We start from the raw sequence: 19,821 nt of genomic DNA, 5'->3' as shown, positions 1-19,821 counted from the left end.
AAACGCCGATTTTACACGGTAAATCCATCAAATCGATTCATTGACAAACTCTTGTTATATTCAGTAAAATGAGTTGGGATTAGAGGTTCATATGAAAAATCCGAAAAGTCAAGATAACCCTTGGTTGATAGCGCTATACATTAGCGGGGCGGGCGGTTTGCTTGCCGCTTACATTCTCATCGGTTTTTTTGCGGGAAGATGGCTGGCTGAATGGCTGGACGGGCCCAGATACTGGTTGGCGATTGGAACCGTTATAGGGCTCTGTATAGGGATTTTGAATATTGCTCTTCTCATTAAGAAGTATTTGGGGGCGCAAAGTGAATGATTTGACTACATCCATTGTGAACGGTGTAACTAGAGTAACAATACTCTTATTATCTGCTTTGTTTTTGGGATGGGCAATGTATCCGGAATATCGACCTGAAATATCAGGCTTGATATTGGGTATGGTTGGCGGCTTGTTCAACGTACGCTTTCTTTCCATTAAAGTGAGGCAGCTTGCGGATTTGGCGGTGAGCCGGGAGCGCAGACGTTTCAGTTTTGGATTTGTCACAAGACTTTGTATCGCGTTTTTGATTGTGATGATTGCTGCGAGGCTTGAACCCGTGTCGCTCGCCGCGACGATTGTGGGTTTGTTCATTCCCCAATTGTTGACCATTCCAGTCAGCATCATTGTTAGCTTGAGAACCAAGAATTGATCAACGCTTATTGGAAAGGGGTGAAAACAATTTCATGCATGAATCACCGATTATTGATTTAGGTGGATTTCGACTTGACCTATCAGCTGTCATCATGCTGCTTGTAACGGGGATTATTGTCTTTGTTCTTGCTCGGTTGTCGGTTCGGAATCTATCTGTCGAAAACCCTTCCAAAATGCAGAACTTCATGGAGTGGGTCGTAGAATTTGTGCAAGGCATCGTAGCTAGCGCTATGGATTTGAAAAAAGGAAAAGCATACATCTCGCTCGGCTTGACCTTGATTCTGTTCATCTTCGTGGCCAACCTGCTCGGACTTCCGTTCGCAGTTATTACCGATTTGCCTGCGAATTTCAAGGTCTTCGGTTTTACGATCGAAGCGACGAAAGACCTTCATGATGGGCATTTGGCGCACGTCTTGTGGTGGAAGTCGCCGACGGCTGACGTATCGGTCACCGCGGGGCTGGCGATTGTCGTGTTCATTCTCATGAACTATCTGGGCTTGAAGCTGAATCGTAAGCACTATCTGAAGCACTACATTGAGCCGTTCCCAATCTTTCTCCCTCTGAATATTATCGAGAACTTGGCGAAGCCGATTGCGCTTGCTATCCGTTTGTTTGCAAACATTTTTGCAGGGGAAGTACTCATTACCGTTATTCTAAAAATGGGTTTCCTCGGGATTCCATTCCTGGCGGTATGGCAAGGTTTTAGTATCTTCGTTGGTGCATTGCAAGCGTTTATCTTTACAATTCTGACGATGGTGTACATCGCGCAAACTACGATTCATGAAGAAGAAGCTCATTAATAAGCTCGGACGAATCATGCCGCAAACGTCATGGAGGATTCGAAAGAGATCATTATATCAAAACAATATTTCAAAATTTTGAACCAATTTTAAGGAGGATATTTAACAATGGAATTTTTGGCAGCAGCTATTGCAGTAGGTTTGGGCGCTCTTGGCGCAGGTCTTGGTAACGGTATGATCGTAAGTAGAACAGTAGAATCTATCGCTCGTCAGCCTGAAGCTCGTGGTCCGTTGCAAACGACAATGTTTATCGGTGTTGGTATCGTCGAGGTAGTTCCACTCGCTGCTACCGTTATTGCTTTCTTGATCATGTTTTCTTAATAAGAATACAACGGTTTGGCGGGGAGGGCCGATGCCATCCGCGCCTTCGTTTTGTTAAGAACTGCACTTCGCATTAACGGAAAGGAGTGACTTTTAAACCATGGCAGTACTTTGGGAGACTATTTTAATTTCAATTCTGGCATTTGCTATTCTGTATGTACTGCTTCATAAGTTCGCATTCGGTAAATTGTTTGCGATTATGGAGCAACGCCGGGAATTGGTTTTGAGCCAAATGGACGAGGCTTCGAAAACACGTGAGCAGGCGCATCAGTATGTTGAAGAGCAAAAACAAGCACTGAATCAGGCACGTCAAGAGGCTCACGATATTATCGAGCGTTCCAGACAGACTAGCAGCAAGCAAGCCGAGCAAATCGTTGGGCTCGCTAAGGAGGAAGCGGAACGCATTAAGGTTGACGCAGTACGCGACATTGAAAACGAGAAAACCAAAGCGGTTGCTGAGCTTCGCAACGAGCTGGGCAGCGTTTCCGTGAAAATTGCTTCCAAGCTTCTTGAAAAAGAAGTTAAGAATGACAATATGCAAGAAGAACTGGTGGATCAATACCTTAAAGAGGTAGGAGGCAGACCATGAGCCAAAATACAGTAGCAGCCAAGCGGTATGCGCGGGCGCTGTTCGAAGTGGCGGCTCAGCAGCAGAAGGGTCTGGAAGTGGAAGAGGAATTGCGCGCTGTTGTGCATGCCATTGAAGGCGATGCCGACATTCAGAAATTCATCTCCACGCCGAATATTCCCCAGTCCGTGAAGATGAACGTAATCAGCCAGGCGTTGGCAGGGAAGGTATCGCAGCCTGTATTGAACACGATCGAATTGCTTCTCGACAGAGGGCGTACAGAAATGTTCGCTGAACTGCTGAACAGTTATGTGAAGATACAAGGTGCGAGCTTAGGATTGGCGGACGCCACTGTGTACTCCACCTACCCGCTTAGCGATCAGGAAAAAGAACAGGTAGCTTCGGAATTCGGACAGTTAGCACATCAGAATATCCGGGTGACCAATGTTGTGGACGAGAGTTTGCTCGGCGGCCTGAAAGTTGTCATTGGCGACAAGCTTTATGACGGAAGCCTTGCCGGGAAGCTGGAACGTCTTGAAAAGTCTTTTAATAGACGAGCATAGTAGATAGGGGTGAAAACGTTGAGTATCAGACCTGAAGAAATCAGTACTTTAATCAAAAGTCAAATTGAAGAATATAAATCCGATATCACTGTCTCTGAAGTAGGTACGGTAATTCAAGTAAGTGACGGTATTGCTCGCGTGTACGGCCTGGAGAACGCGATGTCCGGGGAACTTTTGGAGTTCCAGAACGGCGTGTTCGGTCTGGCGCTGAACCTTGAAGAGAGCAATGTCGGTGTCGTTATCCTGGGACCTTACTCTGAAATCAAGGAAGGCGATCAGGTTAAGCGCACAGGACGTATTATGGAGGTTCCTGTAGGTGAAGCTCTGCTAGGACGCGTTGTCAATCCGCTGGGTCAACCGCTTGACGGCAAAGGCCCGATCGAAGCGGCTGCCTACCGTCCAGTTGAGAGCAGCGCACCAGGCGTTATCGACCGTAAATCCGTACATGAGCCTATGCAGACAGGTATTAAAGCGATCGACGCGATGGTACCTATCGGCCGCGGACAGCGCGAGCTGATCATCGGTGACCGCCAAACGGGTAAAACCACCGTTGCGATCGATACGATCCTGAACCAAAAAGGTAGCGGCGTTAAATGTATCTATGTAGCCATTGGGCAAAAACAATCCACTGTAGCACAGGTTGTTGAAACGCTTCGCCGTCATGGCGCACTGGAGTACACGATTGTTGTTACGGCTTCGGCTTCTGAGCCGGCTCCACTGCAGTACATCGCTCCATACGCAGGCTGCGCAATGGGTGAGTACTTCATGTACAAGGGCGAGCATGCACTTATCATCTATGATGACTTGTCGAAACAAGCAGCAGCATACCGTGAGTTGTCCTTGCTCCTTCGTCGTCCTCCGGGTCGGGAAGCTTATCCGGGTGACGTTTTCTACTTGCACTCCCGTTTGCTGGAACGTGCAGCGAAGCTCAACGATGAACTTGGTGGTGGTTCATTAACCGCGCTGCCATTTATTGAAACACAGGCTTCTGACGTATCTGCATACATTCCAACCAACGTAATTTCGATTACGGATGGACAGATCTTCCTGGAGTCTGAGTTGTTCTACTCCGGTCAGCGTCCAGCGATTAACGTCGGTATTTCGGTATCCCGTGTCGGTGGTTCCGCGCAGATCAAAGCGATGAAAAAGGTTGCAGGCGGCATGAAGCTGGATCTTGCGCAATATCGTGAGCTCCAGGCGTTCTCCCAGTTCGGATCGGATCTGGATAAATCAACCTTGGCTCGTTTGAACCGTGGTGCAAGATTGATGGAAATCCTGAAACAGGGTGTAAACCAGCCGTTGTCCGTTGAACAACAGGTGGTTAGCTTGTACGCAGCCGTTAAAGGATATATCGATGATATCGAGGTTGCTGATGTTCGTCGTTTCGAGAGCGAATTCCTTGCGTTTATTGGAAGCAATAAACCGGAAATTCTTCAATCCATTACGGATACGAAGGATCTGACGTCCGATAACGAAAACGCATTGAAAGCGGCAATCGATCAATTTAAGAAGGGCTTTGCCGCTTCGGTTTAAGCTCCTCAGGTAAGTAATAGGAGGGGAGCCGGGGTAAGCCCGGCATCCTCTTTCATCATATGGAATGTAGCTTTGGCTGTGACCAAAGTGATTTTTACAAAAGGTACGGCTTTGGTCCTAGCCAAAGCTTAGTCTACGCTTACAAAGTTAGCTTTGGCTTCGCCAAAGCTAGGTGTTTGCTTACGAAGTTAGCTTTGGCTTCGCCAAAGCTTTAAGGTGGTGAAAACATGGCAAGAGGATTACGTGATATTAAGCGGCAGATCAAGAGTGTTCAGAACACAAGGCAGATCACCAAGGCGATGGAAATGGTTGCTGCCGCCAAGCTGAGAAGAGCTCAGGAGAAGGCAACCTCCGCACTTCCATACTCCGAGAAGCTGAAAGAAGTGGTTGGCAGCATTGCTGCTGGAACCAAGGGAATCAGCCATCCGATGCTGGAAAAGCGTGAAGTGAAAAAAACCGGTTATCTGGTGATCACTTCCGACCGCGGTCTTGCTGGTGCATCAAACTCCAACATTTTGCGAAAAGTATCGAACTTCATCGCAGAACGCCATCAGTCCAAGGATGAGTATTGCCTGTTTGTAATCGGACGTAAAGGACGGGATTACTTCCGCCGTCGTGAACTTCCGGTTGTGGAGGAACTCACCGATTTATCCGATAGTCCGACCTATGCAGACATTAAGACCATCGCTAACGCGGCGGTTCATCAATACGAGCTGGGTCAGATTGATGAGTTATACGTGTGTTACAACCAATTCGTGAATGCTTTGACTCAGCTCCAGGAGATCTCCAAGCTTCTGCCCATGGAGAACATCGGCAGCGCTGAGAACCTGACGGGTTATGAGTATGAACCGTCCCCTGAAGGCGTGCTTGAGGTACTGCTTCCGAAATATGCGGAAACATTGATTTTCAGTGCGATGCTGAATGCGAAGGCAAGTGAGCTGGGTGCGAAGATGACTGCTATGGGAGCCGCAACGAAGAATGCAAGCAAGATGATCAACGAGTTGAACCTTACTTACAACCGTGCTCGTCAGGCTGCCATTACCCAGGAAATTTCCGAGATTGTGGGCGGAGCAAACGCTCAGCAATAATGCACGGTCCGAATTCTTAACTTAGTATTTAACGGATATGCGGCCATGTCATGAATAAGCCGCTTTTACGATCATCGTTCACCGCTAGAGGTGAGCGGGTAGGAGGGAAAACGAATCAATGAAAAAAGGACGCGTTGTCAGCATTACAGGTGCTGTAGTTGACATTGAATTTGAGCGCGGTCATCTTCCCGAGATTTTTAATGCTGTCAAGATTGAAGCTACGCTGGAAGGCGGCCGCTCGGTTGATTTGACTTTGGAAGTATCCAATCATTTGGGTGATAATCTGGTTCGTTGTATCGCGATGTCATCCACGGATGGTCTCGTTCGCGGTATCGAAGCCGTGGATTTGGGCAGACCGATTACGGTCCCTGTAGGTTCCGCTACACTTGGCCGTGTATTTAATGTATTGGGTGAGCCGATCGATAATGCAGGTGCCGTAGTATCCGAAATTAATAACCCGATCCACCGTGAAGCTCCTGCTTATGATGAGCTTTCTACGCAAGCAGAAATGCTTGAAACGGGTATTAAAGTCATCGACTTGCTTGCTCCATACCAAAAAGGCGGTAAGATCGGTCTCTTTGGTGGTGCCGGCGTAGGTAAAACCGTTGCGATCCAGGAATTGATCAACAACATCGCCCAAGAACACGGCGGTATTTCCGTATTTGCCGGCGTAGGTGAGCGTACTCGTGAAGGTAATGACCTTTACCACGAGATGAGTGATTCCGGTGTTATCAACAAAACCGCGATGGTATTCGGTCAAATGAACGAGCCTCCGGGTGCCCGTCTTCGCGTAGCATTGACTGGTTTGACGATGGCGGAATATTTCCGTGATCAAGAAGGTAAAGACGTACTTCTCTTTATCGATAACATCTTCCGCTTTACTCAAGCGGGTTCCGAAGTATCCGCCCTTCTGGGTCGTATGCCTTCCGCGGTAGGTTACCAGCCAACGCTGGCATCCGAAATGGGACGCTTGCAGGAGCGGATTACCTCTACCAAAAAGGGTTCCGTTACATCCATCCAGGCTATCTATGTACCGGCGGATGACTATACGGATCCGGCTCCGGCTACAACGTTTGCTCACTTGGACGCAACGACAAACCTGGAGCGTAAAATTTCCGAGATGGGTATCTATCCTGCGGTAGATCCGCTTGCATCCAGTTCCCGTATCTTGGCTCCGGAAATCGTGGGCGAAGAGCACTATAATGTTGCTCAAGGCGTTAAGAAAATTTTGGCTCGCTATAACGAGCTTCAAGATATCATCGCGATTCTCGGTATGGATGAGCTGAGCGAGGAAGATAAAGCGATTGTTGGACGTGCTCGTCGTGTTCAGCGTTTCCTTTCCCAAGCTTTCCACGTTGCCGAGCAGTTTAACGGCATCCCGGGTAAATATGTACCGGTTAAAGAAACTGTACGCAGCTTTAAAGAGATCTTGGAAGGCAAGCATGACCACCTTCCGGAAGCGGCTTTCCTGTTCGTAGGTACGATTGAAGAGGCAGTTGAAAAAGCAAAAACATTGTAAGCTGACGCTCCGTGATCGGCAGACCGGAACAGTGCTTCTAGTGAGACTGTGAGGTCTGCTGCGCGAGTTTTCTGCGGAAAACGGTGAGGAGGGATGGAAGTGAGCACCATTTTGTTGGAAATCGTAACGCCGGACCGCCTGGTCTACTCTGAGCAGGTGAACAGTGTTACGGTGCGTGGGGTCGAGGGAGAGCTGGGTATTTTGCCAGGTCATATTTCCTTCGTTACGCCGCTTCAGATAGCGCCAGTTTATGTGAAGATTGGCAACCAGAGAACCCCGTTTGCGGTACAAGGCGGTTTTGTCGAAGTCCGTAAAGATAAGATTGTCATCCTGGCGGAAAGCGCAGAGAAAGCGGAAGAAATCGATTTGGAGCGTGCGGAAGCCGCGAAGGAAAGAGCTGAGACCCGCCTGAATGCGAAGGGAAGACAAGATGAAGTCGACCATCGTCGCGCCGAAATGGCTCTGCAAAGAGCGATGAACCGGATTAAAGTGACGCGGAACTAATAAGGTGAACGAAGACAGCTTGCTGTAATGATACAGCCAAGCTGTCTTTTTTTGTGCTCTATTCTAGGAGTTGAAAACCCATATTTGTTATGAAAGTGCTCGATTTAAGGTGTATTACCCGGCATTAAAAGGAGAAGGAGGGGATCTTATATGTCTATCTCACATCCTAAATCACATATAGGGTGGATATTCTATTGGGACAATGGGGCTGATGATATACAACTTTGATTGGTGGCATTACTGGGTCCACAGGCATCGATTACTCATAGAAAGGACCTGAGGCATAGATTGTTTTGATGCATAAATATTCATCTTTCGTGCCCCTATTCAGCTATACCTGGTCTGTGAACCTTATTATTTTCAAAGACTGGGCATTTTTTTGTTATATCATCGGTATAAATAGAAGTTCGAGATATAAAACTATACTATGATTCTGGCTACTGGATGTATTTTTCAAGTGTAATAAATGGAAATTTAGACTTCATCTAATAGCGCATACATGATCGTTTTGGGAAGTTGTCGATAAACTTTATTATTTCCGAGGAAATGTCGTATAGAAAGTGCTGGATTCTTAGCCTCCAGCCAAGTATTATAGAAGAGTCGGTCCTGAAAGGGCAGGATAATTTATGAAGGAGGAGGGAGTATGAACCAGGATTTATCTAATTCAATCAGTGCTGTAGGTGTTAACGGGTTGTTGTCTATTGTCATTTCGCTGATCTGTATCGCACTGGCTTGGTGGGCATTACAACAACTGAAGCTGGATTTGATTGTCCGTCATCCAAAAGGGCCGCAGGGAAAGCTGCTGCATTTGCTGCTGGCGGTGGTGCTTGGACGATTCGTGGCTGAATTCCTAATTGACTATATTACATGGAGTCAAATGATCCGATATATGTTTTAACGCAGAGAATGAGCGTCATACATAACACGAGGTGCTGCAGCTAGTAATCAAACATTTGTTGCATGATGGTTATGTGTTTGGCGATATTTTACTCGTCTGTTTTAATTGCGGCATGAATGGTTATATCTCTGTTAGGTTGCTTGGAGAGAAGATGTCGAATAAACGCATTTTATTATGTTAACACTTAAAATAAGAAATTGATCGGGCGGACGGTATGACTTCCGGACTATAATGTTCACCCGGTAATTGTTATGCATTGACAAGTGCTGGTCGGTCATGGTACCTTTCGTAGGTCCATACTGCGGATAACAGATGCTTCATAAGGTGGCATCATGGATTTCTGAAACCTGATGTGGACACCGAATCAGATGTCATAAATAGTTCGAAAATCGCTTGTTTAGCGGAAATCTCTAATGTTAAGATGAAAGTTAGGGAATTAGCAACAACTAATCACTAACACACGCAATCAGGAAAATTATGGACGCGGAGGGAAACCATGATGAGCAAATTTATCGTCCGCGGTGGCAAAAGACTGACCGGAAGCGTCAAAGTCAGCGGAGCAAAAAATTCAGTTCTTCCGATCATCGCTGCCTCTCTACTAGGGGAAGTTGGGGAAAGTGTTATTATTGACGCGCCTCCTCTTGACGATGTAATTACAATCAGTAAAGTATTGGAGTCGCTTGGTGCGGGCATTACATATCAGGATGAAGTGATACGTGTGAATGCAGAGCACATAACGACATGTGAAGCGCCTTATGAATGGGTGCGGAAGATGCGGGCGTCTTTTCTGGTCATGGGGCCTTTATTGGCACGTTGTGGACGAACCCGGATTTCGCTTCCCGGGGGATGTGCTATCGGCACAAGACCCATTGACCAACACCTAAAGGGATTTGAAGCTCTCGGGGCAGAGATCAGCCTCGGACAAGGATATATTGAAGCTAAAAGCAATGGCAGATTGCGTGGGGCGAAGGTCTATTTGGACGTTGCCAGCGTAGGTGCTACTGAAAATATTATGATGGCTGCTACATTGGCTGAAGGAATCACGGTAATCGAAAATGCGGCGAAAGAGCCGGAAATTGTCGATTTAGCGAATTACCTGAATGCGATGGGTGCCAAAGTTCGCGGTGCGGGCACGGGTGTGATTCGGATCGAGGGCGTTGAGCAGATGCATGGCGTCAAGCATAACGTGATTCCTGACCGGATTGAAGCAGGCACCTTCATGGCTGCAGCTGCGATCACGGGCGGGGATGTATATGTGGAAGGAGCCATTGCGGACCACCTTGGACCGGTTATTTCCAAGATGGAAGAGATGGGGATTACCATTGAACCGGACGAAAATGGGATTCGTGTTATCGCTGACAAACCATTAAAGTCGGTTGATGTGAAAACCTTGCCTTATCCTGGCTTCCCAACGGATATGCAGTCCCAGATGATGGCGCTTTTGCTGGTTTCCGAGGGTACAAGTGTTGTTACGGAAACGGTATTTGAGAACCGCTTTATGCATGTGGATGAATTCCAGCTGATGAATGCGGAGATCAAGGTTGAAGGACGTTCTGCGATCGTTACGGGCGGAGCTAAGCTTAAAGGAGCCAAAGTAACCGCAACGGATCTGCGTGCAGGGGCTGCCTTGATATTAGCCGGGCTCGTCTCGGAAGGGACTACCGAAGTTGGCGGCGTACAGCATATTGATCGCGGTTATGTTCATTTAGCGGAAAAGCTGTCTGGACTTGGCGCGGATATCTGGCGTATTTCAACGGAGGACCAGAGCTCGGAGAAGGTTTCGAAAAAAGTGGCAGGCGAAACAGAAGACGCAAAAGTTTTCAAAGTTCAACCTACCTGGGTGTAAACAACAGGATGGATCTGGCGACTCAGGATAGACCACAATAGAGTATAGGAGAAGGAGCTTTGCCGATAAGGGCGAAGCTCCTTCTTTTTGTAATGCATCACCATAGGCTATCATTCATTCTCTTATGTTGAGTTTCCGGTTGACTGGGAGACTCTTTGCCAGCTTGCTTGCAGTCAGTGACTGGGTTCTTCATCCATGTGACTTTGTCCTTTCTCTTAGAATAGTTCTATCAAATGCGCGTGTCTCATAAGTATAAGTAGAGCGTGCAGGAACATGTACAAGAGTATATACCAGGGGAAAAGGCACAGGAGGGAAGTGCAATGAAAGATTCAAAGGTTCGGGTGAATGTGAATTCTGCAGGAAAAAAAAGAGCGATTGATTCAAGAGACGATTTGAAGGAAGGAAATTCTCAATCATACCGGGTACCATCCGAGGGATCGGCTGCTCCCGTATTGAAGTGGGACTTTCCAGGAGAACTTGAGAAGAAAGCCGGATCGACTGAAGCACATAGCCATGATTCTAATCCGGATAAAAAGGATATACAGGAAGGGCCGCGCGGGCACCGCGGCCCGGGGAGAGCGCCGGACGCCTTCGGCCAGTCCGGCCACAGCACGCGGGCGGCCCATACGCCGCCGCCCGGAAGCCCCGCTGGCGCGCCTGCGCACGGCGCCGCGCCAGCCCCCGGCGGGCCAGCGGCGATGCCGCAGGGCCCGCATTCCGCGGCCGAGCCGCAGCGCTTCGCGCCAGCGGCAGCGGGCCGCGTGCCGCGCGGCGGCCGCACGTTCCGTGTGCGGCCTGCGCGCTGGGGGCGCCGCGGCTTTGCCTCGCGGCGCCCGGCCGCCGGAAGGCGGCGGGTGCGGGTGCACCCTGCCGTATGGGCGGTGGCGGTGCTGCTGGCCTTGGCGCTGGCGCTGCCTCTGCTGGTGGTTGCCCCCGGCAACAACGCACCAGAGCCGCTTCCGCCGGGGCCTGCCCCGCTGCCTTCCGCCGAGCCGCAGGCGGCGGAAGAGCCCACGGTATCCGTCTACGTAACCAAGACGGATACCGTGGAGGAACTGCCGCTGGAACAATATCTCGTCGGCGTTCTGGCCGCCGAGATGCCGGCCGAGTTCCAGCTGGAGGCACTCAAGGCCCAGGCCATCGCGGCACGGACTTATATCGTGCAGCGGCTGGCCTCCGGCGACCGCAGCGGCGTGCCGGACGGCAAGGCCGTGGTGACCGATACGGTCAGCCACCAGGCTTACATCGCCCAAGACGAACTGACGAAGGAATGGCAGCGGCTCGGGAAGGAAGCCGAGCTGGCGAAGCTCCAGCGAGCGGTAAAGGAAACGGCAGGAGTGGTGATGACGTATGAGGGTCAGCCGATTACCGCTTCTTTTTTCTCCACCAGTAACGGTTATACCGAAAATTCAGAGGATTATTGGAAGAACGAGATTCCCTACCTGCGCAGCGTGGAGAGTCCATGGGATAAACAGATTTCACCGAAGTACAAGACAACGATCACGATGCCCCGCTCGGAATTCATAGGAAAGCTTGGTCTGGCGGATGGAGCCGTACCGGTATCGGCAGGCGGGGATGGGGGAGCTTCTTTTTTGAAAGTACTCTCGTATACGCAAGGTCATCGAATTGAGAGCGTACGGGTCGGCGGCAAGAAGTTCACCGGTCGCGAGGTGAGAGAGAAGCTGGGGCTTCGTTCGAGCCAATTCACCCTTCATATGAAAGACGGCGAGATTGAGATAACGACCTACGGCAACGGTCACGGCGTGGGCATGAGCCAATACGGGGCAGAGGGCATGGCCCGTGAAGGATATGAAGCGAAAGAGATTCTGGCGCACTATTATACGAATATTTCTTTTGACAAAACTTCAAATCTTCTCTCTTTAAGTGGAAATTCAAAAGGTCGGATTTTCAGCACCGAGAAGGGTGAATGAAGCTAGGGCCTGAGGAGCGGAGCGTACGTTTTGGGTACGTGAGCACTGGAAGGCCCAGCTGAATTCAAGATTCGATGCCGAACTACTTCTTGATTCACTTCGTGATCAAAAGACGACTTTTTGAACAACCTCTCAAAAAAATAATAGTTAGATAACGTATAAAAGAGTTGCCCCCGGTAACAATGGTTACTGAGGTGATTGCAAATGAATGAACAGAACAAAAATAGTAAACCCCACGAAGAAACTCCTAAAACTGTGCAAGGAGATTCGGCGGTACCGTCATCTTCGTGGAAGAAAGCATTATCCAAACGGTGGGTGTTCCCGGCAGCATACTTAGCAGCAGCGGCAATTATACTAACCCTCGTGTGGGTCTACCAGGACGCCAGCCAAAAGACGCTGAACCCACAAGAGGAAGCAACAACCGTATCGGATTCAGTTCAAGGCTCGGAGAAGCCTGCTGCAACCGAAGGCAACGACGGAGAAGCTGTAGAAGTGACGGCCAACGCGCAATCGATGATCTGGCCTGTAGCCGACGACGTGGCGGTAAGTATCGTCAAGCCTTACTTTGACGAGACGAACCCGGATTCGCATCAAGAGGCGATGGTGCAGTATAATGACACCTTTACGCCGAATATGGGAATCGACTTGGCTGCTGCGGATGACACGATGTTTGAAGTTCGTGCCGCACTGACAGGTAAGGTGACCCGGGTCGAGAATCATCCGGTTAACGGTAACGTTGTGGAAATTACGTCCGGTGACACGAAAACCGTGTACCAAAGCTTGAACGAAGTGAAAGTGAAGGAAGGCGCTGAAGTGAAGCAGGGCGATTCCATCGCGACTGCCGGGCGCAGTGAGCTTGAGAAGGATCTCGGCAACCATGTGCACTTCGAAGTGTACGAGGGCGGGAAACTGGTCAACCCTGTGAGCGTGCTTCCGCAAAAATAATTTCATTTCTTTGTAGCCATGCGCCCACCGCGCACTTGAAGAGGGCAGGATCTTGTGATCCTGTCTTTTTTTTGTTGCGGTTTTGGACGGCAAGTCCAACCCTTGCCGGGCCTTGTTTTTTGGACATTTTAGACTTGTCCGTCACGGGCATGTCCAGAAAATAAATGGGTCCAAGTAAGCTTGTCACCCCTTGAAACCGAGAATATCCCGTCATGCCCCTCATATAATGTACCAAACTATCCACACAGTAGGGAGGCGGGAGCGTGCACGATTACATCAAAGAGCGGACCATTAAGATCGGACGCTGTATCGTGGAAACGAGGCATACGGTTCGAACTATAGCCAAAGAATTTGGCGTGTCGAAGAGCACGGTGCATAAGGACTTAACCGAACGTCTGCCGGAGATCAACCCGGACCTGGCGGATCAGGTGAAGCACATTCTCGAATACCACAAATCCATCCGCCATCTGAGAGGCGGAGAAGCTACCAAGATCAAGTACAAAAAAACCGGCAGCAACCGTGAACCGGTGGCCACGGCGAAATCCTGATTGTTAGGGCTTAGGTCACTAGATTGACGTTGAATCCCTCCCCTAAAGTATGATATGTTAAAAGCTGGTATAGGATCGAAATATGGGACCTGTTTTGCCGAAGATCATCATCGATTGCTAGATTATGTCGAAGGATGGTTCGGTACAGCGAACAGACTCTTTTACCATAAAATAACACTTTGGGGGCTTTTCATGATGTTGAGCAAGGATATTGGAATCGATCTCGGAACGGCGAACGTGCTCATTCACGTAAAGGGGAAGGGGGTAGTGTTAGACGAACCTTCCGTTGTCACTATTGAGACCGACACCAAACGAGTCCTTGCCGTCGGTGAGGAAGCACGGCGCATGGTCGGGCGCACTCCCGGCAACATTACGGCGATCCGCCCGCTGAGGGACGGGGTCATCGCCGACTTCGAAATTACGGAAGCGATGCTGAAGTACTTTATTGATCGCGTGGGCGCGCGCAGTTGGCACAGCCGGCCCCGAATCCTCATCTGTGCACCGACCAACATTACTTCGGTAGAGCAGAAGGCGATCCGGGAAGCGGCTGAGCGCAGCGGCGCAAGGGATGTGTTCCTTGAAGAAGAACCGAAGGCAGCGGCAATTGGCGCAGGGATGGATATTTTCCAGCCGAGCGGTAACATGGTTGTGGACATCGGGGGCGGCACCACGGATGTGGCCGTCCTGTCCATGGGCGATGTCGTCACCGCTTCTTCGATTAAAATGGCGGGGGACAAGTTCGACGAGGCGATCACGAAGTACGTGAAGCATAAATATAAATTGCTGATCGGGGAACGGACGGCAGAAGATTTGAAGGTAGCAATCGGAACGGTTCGTCCAGGCGGTAGACAAGCTGAGATGGATATTCGCGGACGCGATATGGTATCGGGACTGCCGTTTACCGTAACGGTGTCTTCGGCAGAGGTGCAGGAAGCTCTGTGGGATCCGGTGTCATCGATCGTACTCGCAGCCAAATCCGTTTTGGAGCGGACCCCGCCGGAGCTGTCAGCGGACATTATCGATCGCGGCGTCATATTGACCGGCGGTGGCGCATTGCTTCATGGTTTGGACGAGCTGTTAACGGACGAGCTGAGGGTGCCGGTGCTTGTTGCGGAGGATCCGATGCATTGTGTGGTTAAGGGAACGGGAATTATGCTGGATAATTTGGACAAGGTCGTAAAGAAAAAGTTCTAACCTTCCGATATAGATAATAGAAACGTGATATTGGATTATCAATCTGTATCCATACGATGCAGCTACATAGGTCTGCAATTTATACAATGGTCATGCTGAACAGCAGCGATTGGAGATACAATCCGTCAGCGCAGCGGCCATTCACGCATCTATTTTGGAAGGGAAGTGCCTTCATTGTTAAGAGGTCTATATACAGCCGCTTCGGGGATGATGACTCAGGAGCAGCGACATAATACGGTGACGCAGAACATCGCTAACGTCAACACGACAGGCTACAAGGCAACCAACAGCGTACAGCGTTCGTTCCCTGAAGTTCTTGTCTCCATGATCGGCGGCAATGATTCGACGAATGCGGGGCGGAAGTTGGGTAAGTTCAACACGGGTGTTTACGCTGAGGAGAGCATATCGCTTTATACGGAAGGCGCGCTCCGTGAAACGGGCAAGTCAACAGACTTTGCGCTGGTATCCTCTTTTACAGTACAGAATCCGGCAACGGGCCAACCTTATCCATTTGATGCTTCCGGCAGATACGTGGATGAGAACGGCGAGGTGATCTACCGGCCGGAAGGATTTTTTACGGTTCAGAATGAGAATGGGGATACCCGTTATACCCGTAACGGCAGCTTCCGGGTTAGCCCGAATGGCAGCCTCATGAGCGAGAGCGGCTATCAGGTATTGGATAACAATAACAGACCGATTGTATTGACAGGCTCGGCGAGTAACTTTACAGTGAATGAGCAAGGAGAAATCATGGACGCAGAAGGCAATGGGACAGGCATCATTCTCGGAGTCAGCATCGTGAGCGAGCCTCATGGACTGATTCGTGAAGGTCATGGCGTGTTCCGTATGGCCGATCCGGACGGGGAAGTGCGTTTTATGGCACCCGGTGATAACGGAGTCATCCGCCAGGGATTCATCGAGGGGTCCAACGTGGATCCGACGCAATCGATGGTTGAATTGACAGCTGCGCTGCGCGCGTATGAAACAAACCAAAAAATCGTTCAGTATTACGACAGAACGCTGGAGAAGGCGGTCAATGAGATCGGCCGAGTCTAAGCTGTGTTTGTAAGTAGGCAGGCAGCACAACTGCTGTATGAAAATGTGAGCCCACGGGAGGTAAGTGATGAACAACTCGATGATTAGCGCCATGGTGTCGATGAATGCCCTCCAGCAGCGATTGGATGTCATTGCGGACAATATAGCAAACGTCAATACGGCTGGTTATAAGAAAAAGGAGGGATCCTTTGAAGATGTGCTGACGCAGGTTCAGCGGCATCACAAGGATTTCGACCGGACGGGCCGCGCGACACCGCTTGGCTATACACTCGGGTATGGCATGAGACTATCTTCCGTCGTGCAGAACATGGAGCAGGGGGCCATGAAGGAAACCGGTAATCCGCTCGATCTGATGATTGATGGACAAGCCATGTTTGCCGTTCAGGGAGATGACGCGATTGGATATACCCGCGAAGGCGGATTTCATGTATCTCCGGATGCCCGGAACCCAAACAACCTGCTGCTGGTCAATTCACAAGGCTATCCTGTACTTGACGTGAACAATAATCCAATCTCGCTTCCGGCCAAGGGGAAAGTTGCCATTAACCAGAAAGGGCAGATTATCGTGGAGACCCCAACGGGTCGAACGGCTCCTTATGCAACCTTGAAGCTGGTTGAGCTTGAGCGTCCGGAGGGCTTGGTCGCTGTTGGCGATAACCTGTTCGTCGTAGGAAGCGGATTGACGGAAGGCGATGTGTTCGATTTAACACCGTCGGCTCCGGGCGAGCCTCCGAAATCGAAGGTGCTTTCCGGATTTATTGAACAATCGAATGTCAATTTGACCGATGAAATGACCAAAATGATGGAAGTTCAGCGGGCCTACCAGCTGACGGCACGTGCGCTTAGTTCAAGCGATACCATGATGAACCTTGCCAACACAATGCGAGGGTAGGTGGGCATCATGAGTGAATCAAACGCCAAAAAACGATCCAAGACATCCGGATGGAAAATCGCTGTCCGTATCATGATTCCTGTATTGCTCGTATTGGCATTATTCGGAGGCATGGTCTTCGGATATGTTGTCCTCGGCGATCAGGAGCTCGGTGAAGTGTTTGAATGGGGCACATGGAAGCATGTTTTTGATTTGATTTTTGCACCGTGACGAGAGGTCAAGGTGACCACAATGTCTTGAGATAAGATGCCAAACTCCCTTTAAGGGAGTTTTCTTTTTTTGGGGTTAAACGGTATAATGGGATGGGACTTGCGTATTAACTTTGTCATTTCATGACAATGGACGGATGTATACAAAATAACCCCACAAAGTGGAGCCTATGCTGCGATGCTTATTCCAAATACTTTGCGGGGACCCCAAAAAACTTGTAAAAGGGCCCTCTCCTCGTACACAAGTGTCCGATGGGAGAAAGCCCCTTATCTAAAACCTTCACTTCTGCAGCGGTGAAGGATATCCATCATTTTTTCCGCAGATCCTTCTTTTTATGCACATGATCTGAAATTCGTTAAGAAAACCTCAAGAGAAAGCATGATACAGCCGTAAATAATACCTCCCGCGGCTTGAGAAAGCGGCACAGCGGCAGCAAATGGAACGAACAACCCTTTTCAAACGCTATGCTTGGCGGGTACGTACATAAGGAGGATTTTAATACTATGTTGAACATCAAACAGATTCAAGAAATTATTCCCCATCGCCCCCCGTTTTTGCTGGTCGATAAAATTGTGGAGATTGAGGACGGCAAACGAGCAGTCGGCATCAAGAACGTAACGATCAATGAGCCTTTTTTTGTCGGCCATTTCCCTGAATATGCTGTTATGCCGGGAGTCCTGATTGTGGAAGCTTTGGCGCAGGTCGGTGCTGTCGCGATTCTTAATGTAGAGAGCAACCGGGGAAAGCTGGGCTTTTTGGCGGGCATTGACGGTTTCCGTTTCCGCGGGCAAGTGGTACCGGGTGATACGCTGCGGCTGGAAGTCGAGATCATTCGTTTGAAGGGCATAATCGGTAAAGGGAAAGCAACCGCTACAGTGGATGGACGTGTAGTTGCCGAGGGAGAGATTATGTTTGCTCTCGCGGATAAGGAGTAATTATCAGACTATTCTTGTTTGGATGAGGAAGGGAGACTTTTTTTCATGTCAGAGATGAGTCAGAGAACAATCGATACGGTACAACGTTGGTTGAATGATCCTTATGTAGATGAGGAGACGAAGCAGGAACTGCGTTCACTCGAGCACGACACCAAAGAGCTGGAGGAACGGTTTTATCGTGATCTGGAATTTGGCACGGGCGGTCTGCGCGGTGTTATCGGTGCAGGCAGCAACCGGATTAATAAATATACGGTAGGCCGCGCAACGCAAGGCTTTGCACAATATATCCTGGAGGCTCACGGCACCGCGGAGGGCAAGCCTTCTGTTGTCATTGCCCATGACTCCCGGCATTTCTCGCCGGAATTTGCGTTAGAGGCTGCTTTGGTTTTGGCCGGAAACGGGGTTGTAGCGAAGCTGTATCCATCCTTGCGATCAACGCCGCAATTGTCATTCAGCGTGCGTCACTTGGGTGCTACCGGAGGGATTGTCATCACGGCAAGCCATAATCCGCCGGAATACAACGGTTATAAGGTGTACAACCGTGAAGGCGGCCAGCTGGTACCGGACGAAGCAGAGAACGTGATTGCCCGGATACAGGAGGTGGATTCCTTCTCTGCGGTTAAGAGGCTGTCTCAAGCGGATGCAGAGGCTCAAGGCCTGCTGGTTTGGCTGGGCGAAGCGGAGGACCAGGCTTTTGCGGATACGGTGGCGAGTGTCAGCGTGAACCGGGATCTTATCAAATCCAAGCTGGGCGAAGATATCCATATCGTATTCACGCCTCTCCATGGAACAGGGCAAGCACCCGTAGAGCGCGTGCTTAAGAGCATTGGCTTTAAGCATATTCATGTTGTTCCGGAGCAAGCCGAGCCGGATGCTAACTTCTCCACCGTCAAATCCCCGAATCCGGAGGAGCGGGAAGCTTTTACCCTCGCGATGAAGCTGGGCGAGAAAGTGGGAGCTGACATTTTGATCGGGACGGATCCCGATGCGGATCGTATGGGGGCTGTCGTGAAGAATAGCCAGGGCGAATACGTCGTGCTGACAGGCAATCAATCCGGCGCGATTATGATCCACTATTTGCTGGGGCAATTGAAGGAAGCGGGTAAGCTGCCTAATCATGGTGCGGTTATCAAGACGATCGTAACGAGTGAGATGGGGGCGGCGATTGCCGAGCATTATGGTGCCACCGTTTTTAATACATTGACAGGCTTCAAATACATTGGTGAGAAAATGACCCAGTTCGAGGAGTCCGGCAGCCATACGTATCTGTTTGGTTATGAGGAGAGTTACGGCTATTTGGCTGGCAATTATGCCCGCGACAAGGATGCCGTATTAGCCTCGATGCTCATATGCGAAGCAGCCGCTTATTATAAAGGACAAGGCAAGACGCTGTACGATGTCCTGCAGGAGCTGTATGAGCAGTTCGGTTATTTCCTCGAGACACTGGAATCCCGGACGCTCAAGGGTAAGGATGGTGTCGCCCAGATTCAAGCGAAGATGTCCGATTGGCGCGATAATCCGCCAGGGGAAGTCGGGGGCGTGCCGGTTAAGCAGGTGCTTGATTATGCCGAAGGCCTGGACGGGTTGCCGAAGGAAAATGTGTTAAAGTATCTGCTTGATGACGGATCTTGGTTCTGCCTGAGACCTTCCGGTACCGAACCGAAGATCAAAGTGTATTTTGCCGTGCGCGGCGAATCTCTCGCCGATGCGAATCGCAAAATTCAATCGCTCTCGGCTCAAGTCATGGCCCGGGTAGACGCTTAAACATAA

Annotated in this window: 21 protein-coding genes; all 21 read left to right on the top strand. The window is 49.9% G+C overall.

Annotated features, from left to right (window positions below):
* Nucleotides 1–91 precede the first annotated feature (91 nt).
* The 21 genes from MKY82_RS31620 to MKY82_RS31520 all read left to right on the top strand — a co-directional run bounded on the left by MKY82_RS31620 (nucleotide 92) and on the right by MKY82_RS31520 (nucleotide 19,815).
* Nucleotides 92–325, top strand: a complete 234-nt coding sequence (locus tag MKY82_RS31620) for an AtpZ/AtpI family protein (protein WP_220687294.1) — start codon at nucleotides 92–94, stop codon at nucleotides 323–325.
* Nucleotides 318–698, top strand: coding sequence for an ATP synthase subunit I (locus MKY82_RS31615; RefSeq protein ID WP_220687295.1), 381 nt, complete (start codon nucleotides 318–320; stop codon nucleotides 696–698). Before MKY82_RS31620 ends, MKY82_RS31615 begins: the two co-directional genes overlap by 8 nt.
* A gap of 34 nt (nucleotides 699–732) precedes the next feature.
* On the top strand, nucleotides 733–1,500 hold the full coding sequence (gene atpB, locus MKY82_RS31610) for a F0F1 ATP synthase subunit A (RefSeq protein ID WP_220687296.1): 768 nt from the start codon (nucleotides 733–735) through the stop codon (nucleotides 1,498–1,500).
* Nucleotides 1,501–1,608: 108 nt separating this feature from the next.
* Nucleotides 1,609–1,821 (top strand): F0F1 ATP synthase subunit C, encoded by a 213-nt coding sequence (gene atpE, locus MKY82_RS31605; protein ID WP_006213098.1) that lies wholly within the window; start codon nucleotides 1,609–1,611, stop codon nucleotides 1,819–1,821.
* Between the two features lie 100 nt (nucleotides 1,822–1,921).
* Nucleotides 1,922–2,410: a F0F1 ATP synthase subunit B gene (atpF, locus tag MKY82_RS31600; RefSeq protein WP_220687297.1), complete on the top strand. Its 489-nt coding sequence runs from the start codon at nucleotides 1,922–1,924 to the stop codon at nucleotides 2,408–2,410.
* On the top strand, nucleotides 2,407–2,952 hold the full coding sequence (locus MKY82_RS31595) for a F0F1 ATP synthase subunit delta (RefSeq protein WP_071218870.1): 546 nt from the start codon (nucleotides 2,407–2,409) through the stop codon (nucleotides 2,950–2,952). Before atpF ends, MKY82_RS31595 begins: the two co-directional genes overlap by 4 nt.
* An 18-nt stretch (nucleotides 2,953–2,970) precedes the next feature.
* The gene (gene atpA / locus MKY82_RS31590) at nucleotides 2,971–4,485 is read left to right on the top strand and encodes a F0F1 ATP synthase subunit alpha (protein ID WP_071218871.1); all 1,515 of its coding nucleotides are present in this window, start codon (nucleotides 2,971–2,973) and stop codon (nucleotides 4,483–4,485) included.
* Between the two features lie 227 nt (nucleotides 4,486–4,712).
* The gene (atpG, locus tag MKY82_RS31585) at nucleotides 4,713–5,573 is read left to right on the top strand and encodes an ATP synthase F1 subunit gamma (protein ID WP_194539938.1); all 861 of its coding nucleotides are present in this window, start codon (nucleotides 4,713–4,715) and stop codon (nucleotides 5,571–5,573) included.
* A gap of 118 nt (nucleotides 5,574–5,691) precedes the next feature.
* Nucleotides 5,692–7,092 (top strand): F0F1 ATP synthase subunit beta, encoded by a 1,401-nt coding sequence (gene atpD, locus MKY82_RS31580; protein WP_076323983.1) that lies wholly within the window; start codon nucleotides 5,692–5,694, stop codon nucleotides 7,090–7,092.
* 99 nt (nucleotides 7,093–7,191) lie between these two features.
* On the top strand, nucleotides 7,192–7,596 hold the full coding sequence (locus tag MKY82_RS31575) for a F0F1 ATP synthase subunit epsilon (RefSeq protein ID WP_100540954.1): 405 nt from the start codon (nucleotides 7,192–7,194) through the stop codon (nucleotides 7,594–7,596).
* A 643-nt stretch (nucleotides 7,597–8,239) separates the two neighbouring features.
* Entirely contained in the window at nucleotides 8,240–8,494 is a 255-nt protein-coding gene (locus MKY82_RS31570) for a DUF1146 family protein (protein WP_194539936.1), read from the top strand.
* Between the two features lie 499 nt (nucleotides 8,495–8,993).
* Complete coding sequence (gene murA, locus MKY82_RS31565) at nucleotides 8,994–10,340, top strand: UDP-N-acetylglucosamine 1-carboxyvinyltransferase (protein WP_181469847.1); 1,347 nt, start codon at nucleotides 8,994–8,996, stop codon at nucleotides 10,338–10,340.
* Nucleotides 10,341–10,660: 320 nt separating this feature from the next.
* Nucleotides 10,661–12,271: a stage II sporulation protein D gene (gene spoIID, locus MKY82_RS31560; RefSeq protein ID WP_339220338.1), complete on the top strand. Its 1,611-nt coding sequence runs from the start codon at nucleotides 10,661–10,663 to the stop codon at nucleotides 12,269–12,271.
* A gap of 204 nt (nucleotides 12,272–12,475) precedes the next feature.
* Nucleotides 12,476–13,216: a M23 family metallopeptidase gene (locus MKY82_RS31555; RefSeq protein ID WP_113061586.1), complete on the top strand. Its 741-nt coding sequence runs from the start codon at nucleotides 12,476–12,478 to the stop codon at nucleotides 13,214–13,216.
* 263 nt (nucleotides 13,217–13,479) lie between these two features.
* On the top strand, nucleotides 13,480–13,764 hold the full coding sequence (spoIIID, locus tag MKY82_RS31550; protein ID WP_009594246.1) for a sporulation transcriptional regulator SpoIIID: 285 nt from the start codon (nucleotides 13,480–13,482) through the stop codon (nucleotides 13,762–13,764).
* A 195-nt stretch (nucleotides 13,765–13,959) separates the two neighbouring features.
* Entirely contained in the window at nucleotides 13,960–14,958 is a 999-nt protein-coding gene (locus MKY82_RS31545; protein ID WP_063479709.1) for a rod shape-determining protein, read from the top strand.
* A 174-nt stretch (nucleotides 14,959–15,132) separates the two neighbouring features.
* Nucleotides 15,133–16,014: a flagellar hook-basal body protein gene (locus MKY82_RS31540; protein ID WP_339295045.1), complete on the top strand. Its 882-nt coding sequence runs from the start codon at nucleotides 15,133–15,135 to the stop codon at nucleotides 16,012–16,014.
* Nucleotides 16,015–16,081: 67 nt separating this feature from the next.
* Nucleotides 16,082–16,906, top strand: a complete 825-nt coding sequence (locus tag MKY82_RS31535; protein WP_339295044.1) for a flagellar hook-basal body protein — start codon at nucleotides 16,082–16,084, stop codon at nucleotides 16,904–16,906.
* A gap of 9 nt (nucleotides 16,907–16,915) precedes the next feature.
* Nucleotides 16,916–17,116: a DNA-directed RNA polymerase subunit beta gene (locus tag MKY82_RS31530; protein ID WP_119846156.1), complete on the top strand. Its 201-nt coding sequence runs from the start codon at nucleotides 16,916–16,918 to the stop codon at nucleotides 17,114–17,116.
* 503 nt (nucleotides 17,117–17,619) lie between these two features.
* Complete coding sequence (fabZ, locus tag MKY82_RS31525; protein ID WP_339295043.1) at nucleotides 17,620–18,051, top strand: 3-hydroxyacyl-ACP dehydratase FabZ; 432 nt, start codon at nucleotides 17,620–17,622, stop codon at nucleotides 18,049–18,051.
* 45 nt (nucleotides 18,052–18,096) lie between these two features.
* Nucleotides 18,097–19,815 carry a phospho-sugar mutase gene (locus MKY82_RS31520; RefSeq protein WP_339295042.1) on the top strand — a complete coding sequence of 573 codons (1,719 nt, stop codon included), beginning with the start codon at nucleotides 18,097–18,099 and terminating at the stop codon, nucleotides 19,813–19,815.
* The last annotated feature ends 6 nt before the right edge of the window (nucleotides 19,816–19,821 follow it).

Origin of the sequence: Paenibacillus sp. FSL W7-1279, assembly GCF_037969845.1 — a bacterium.
GTDB lineage: Bacteria > Bacillota > Bacilli > Paenibacillales > Paenibacillaceae > Paenibacillus_AQ.
This window is presented reverse-complemented; position numbering and strand designations above follow the sequence as displayed.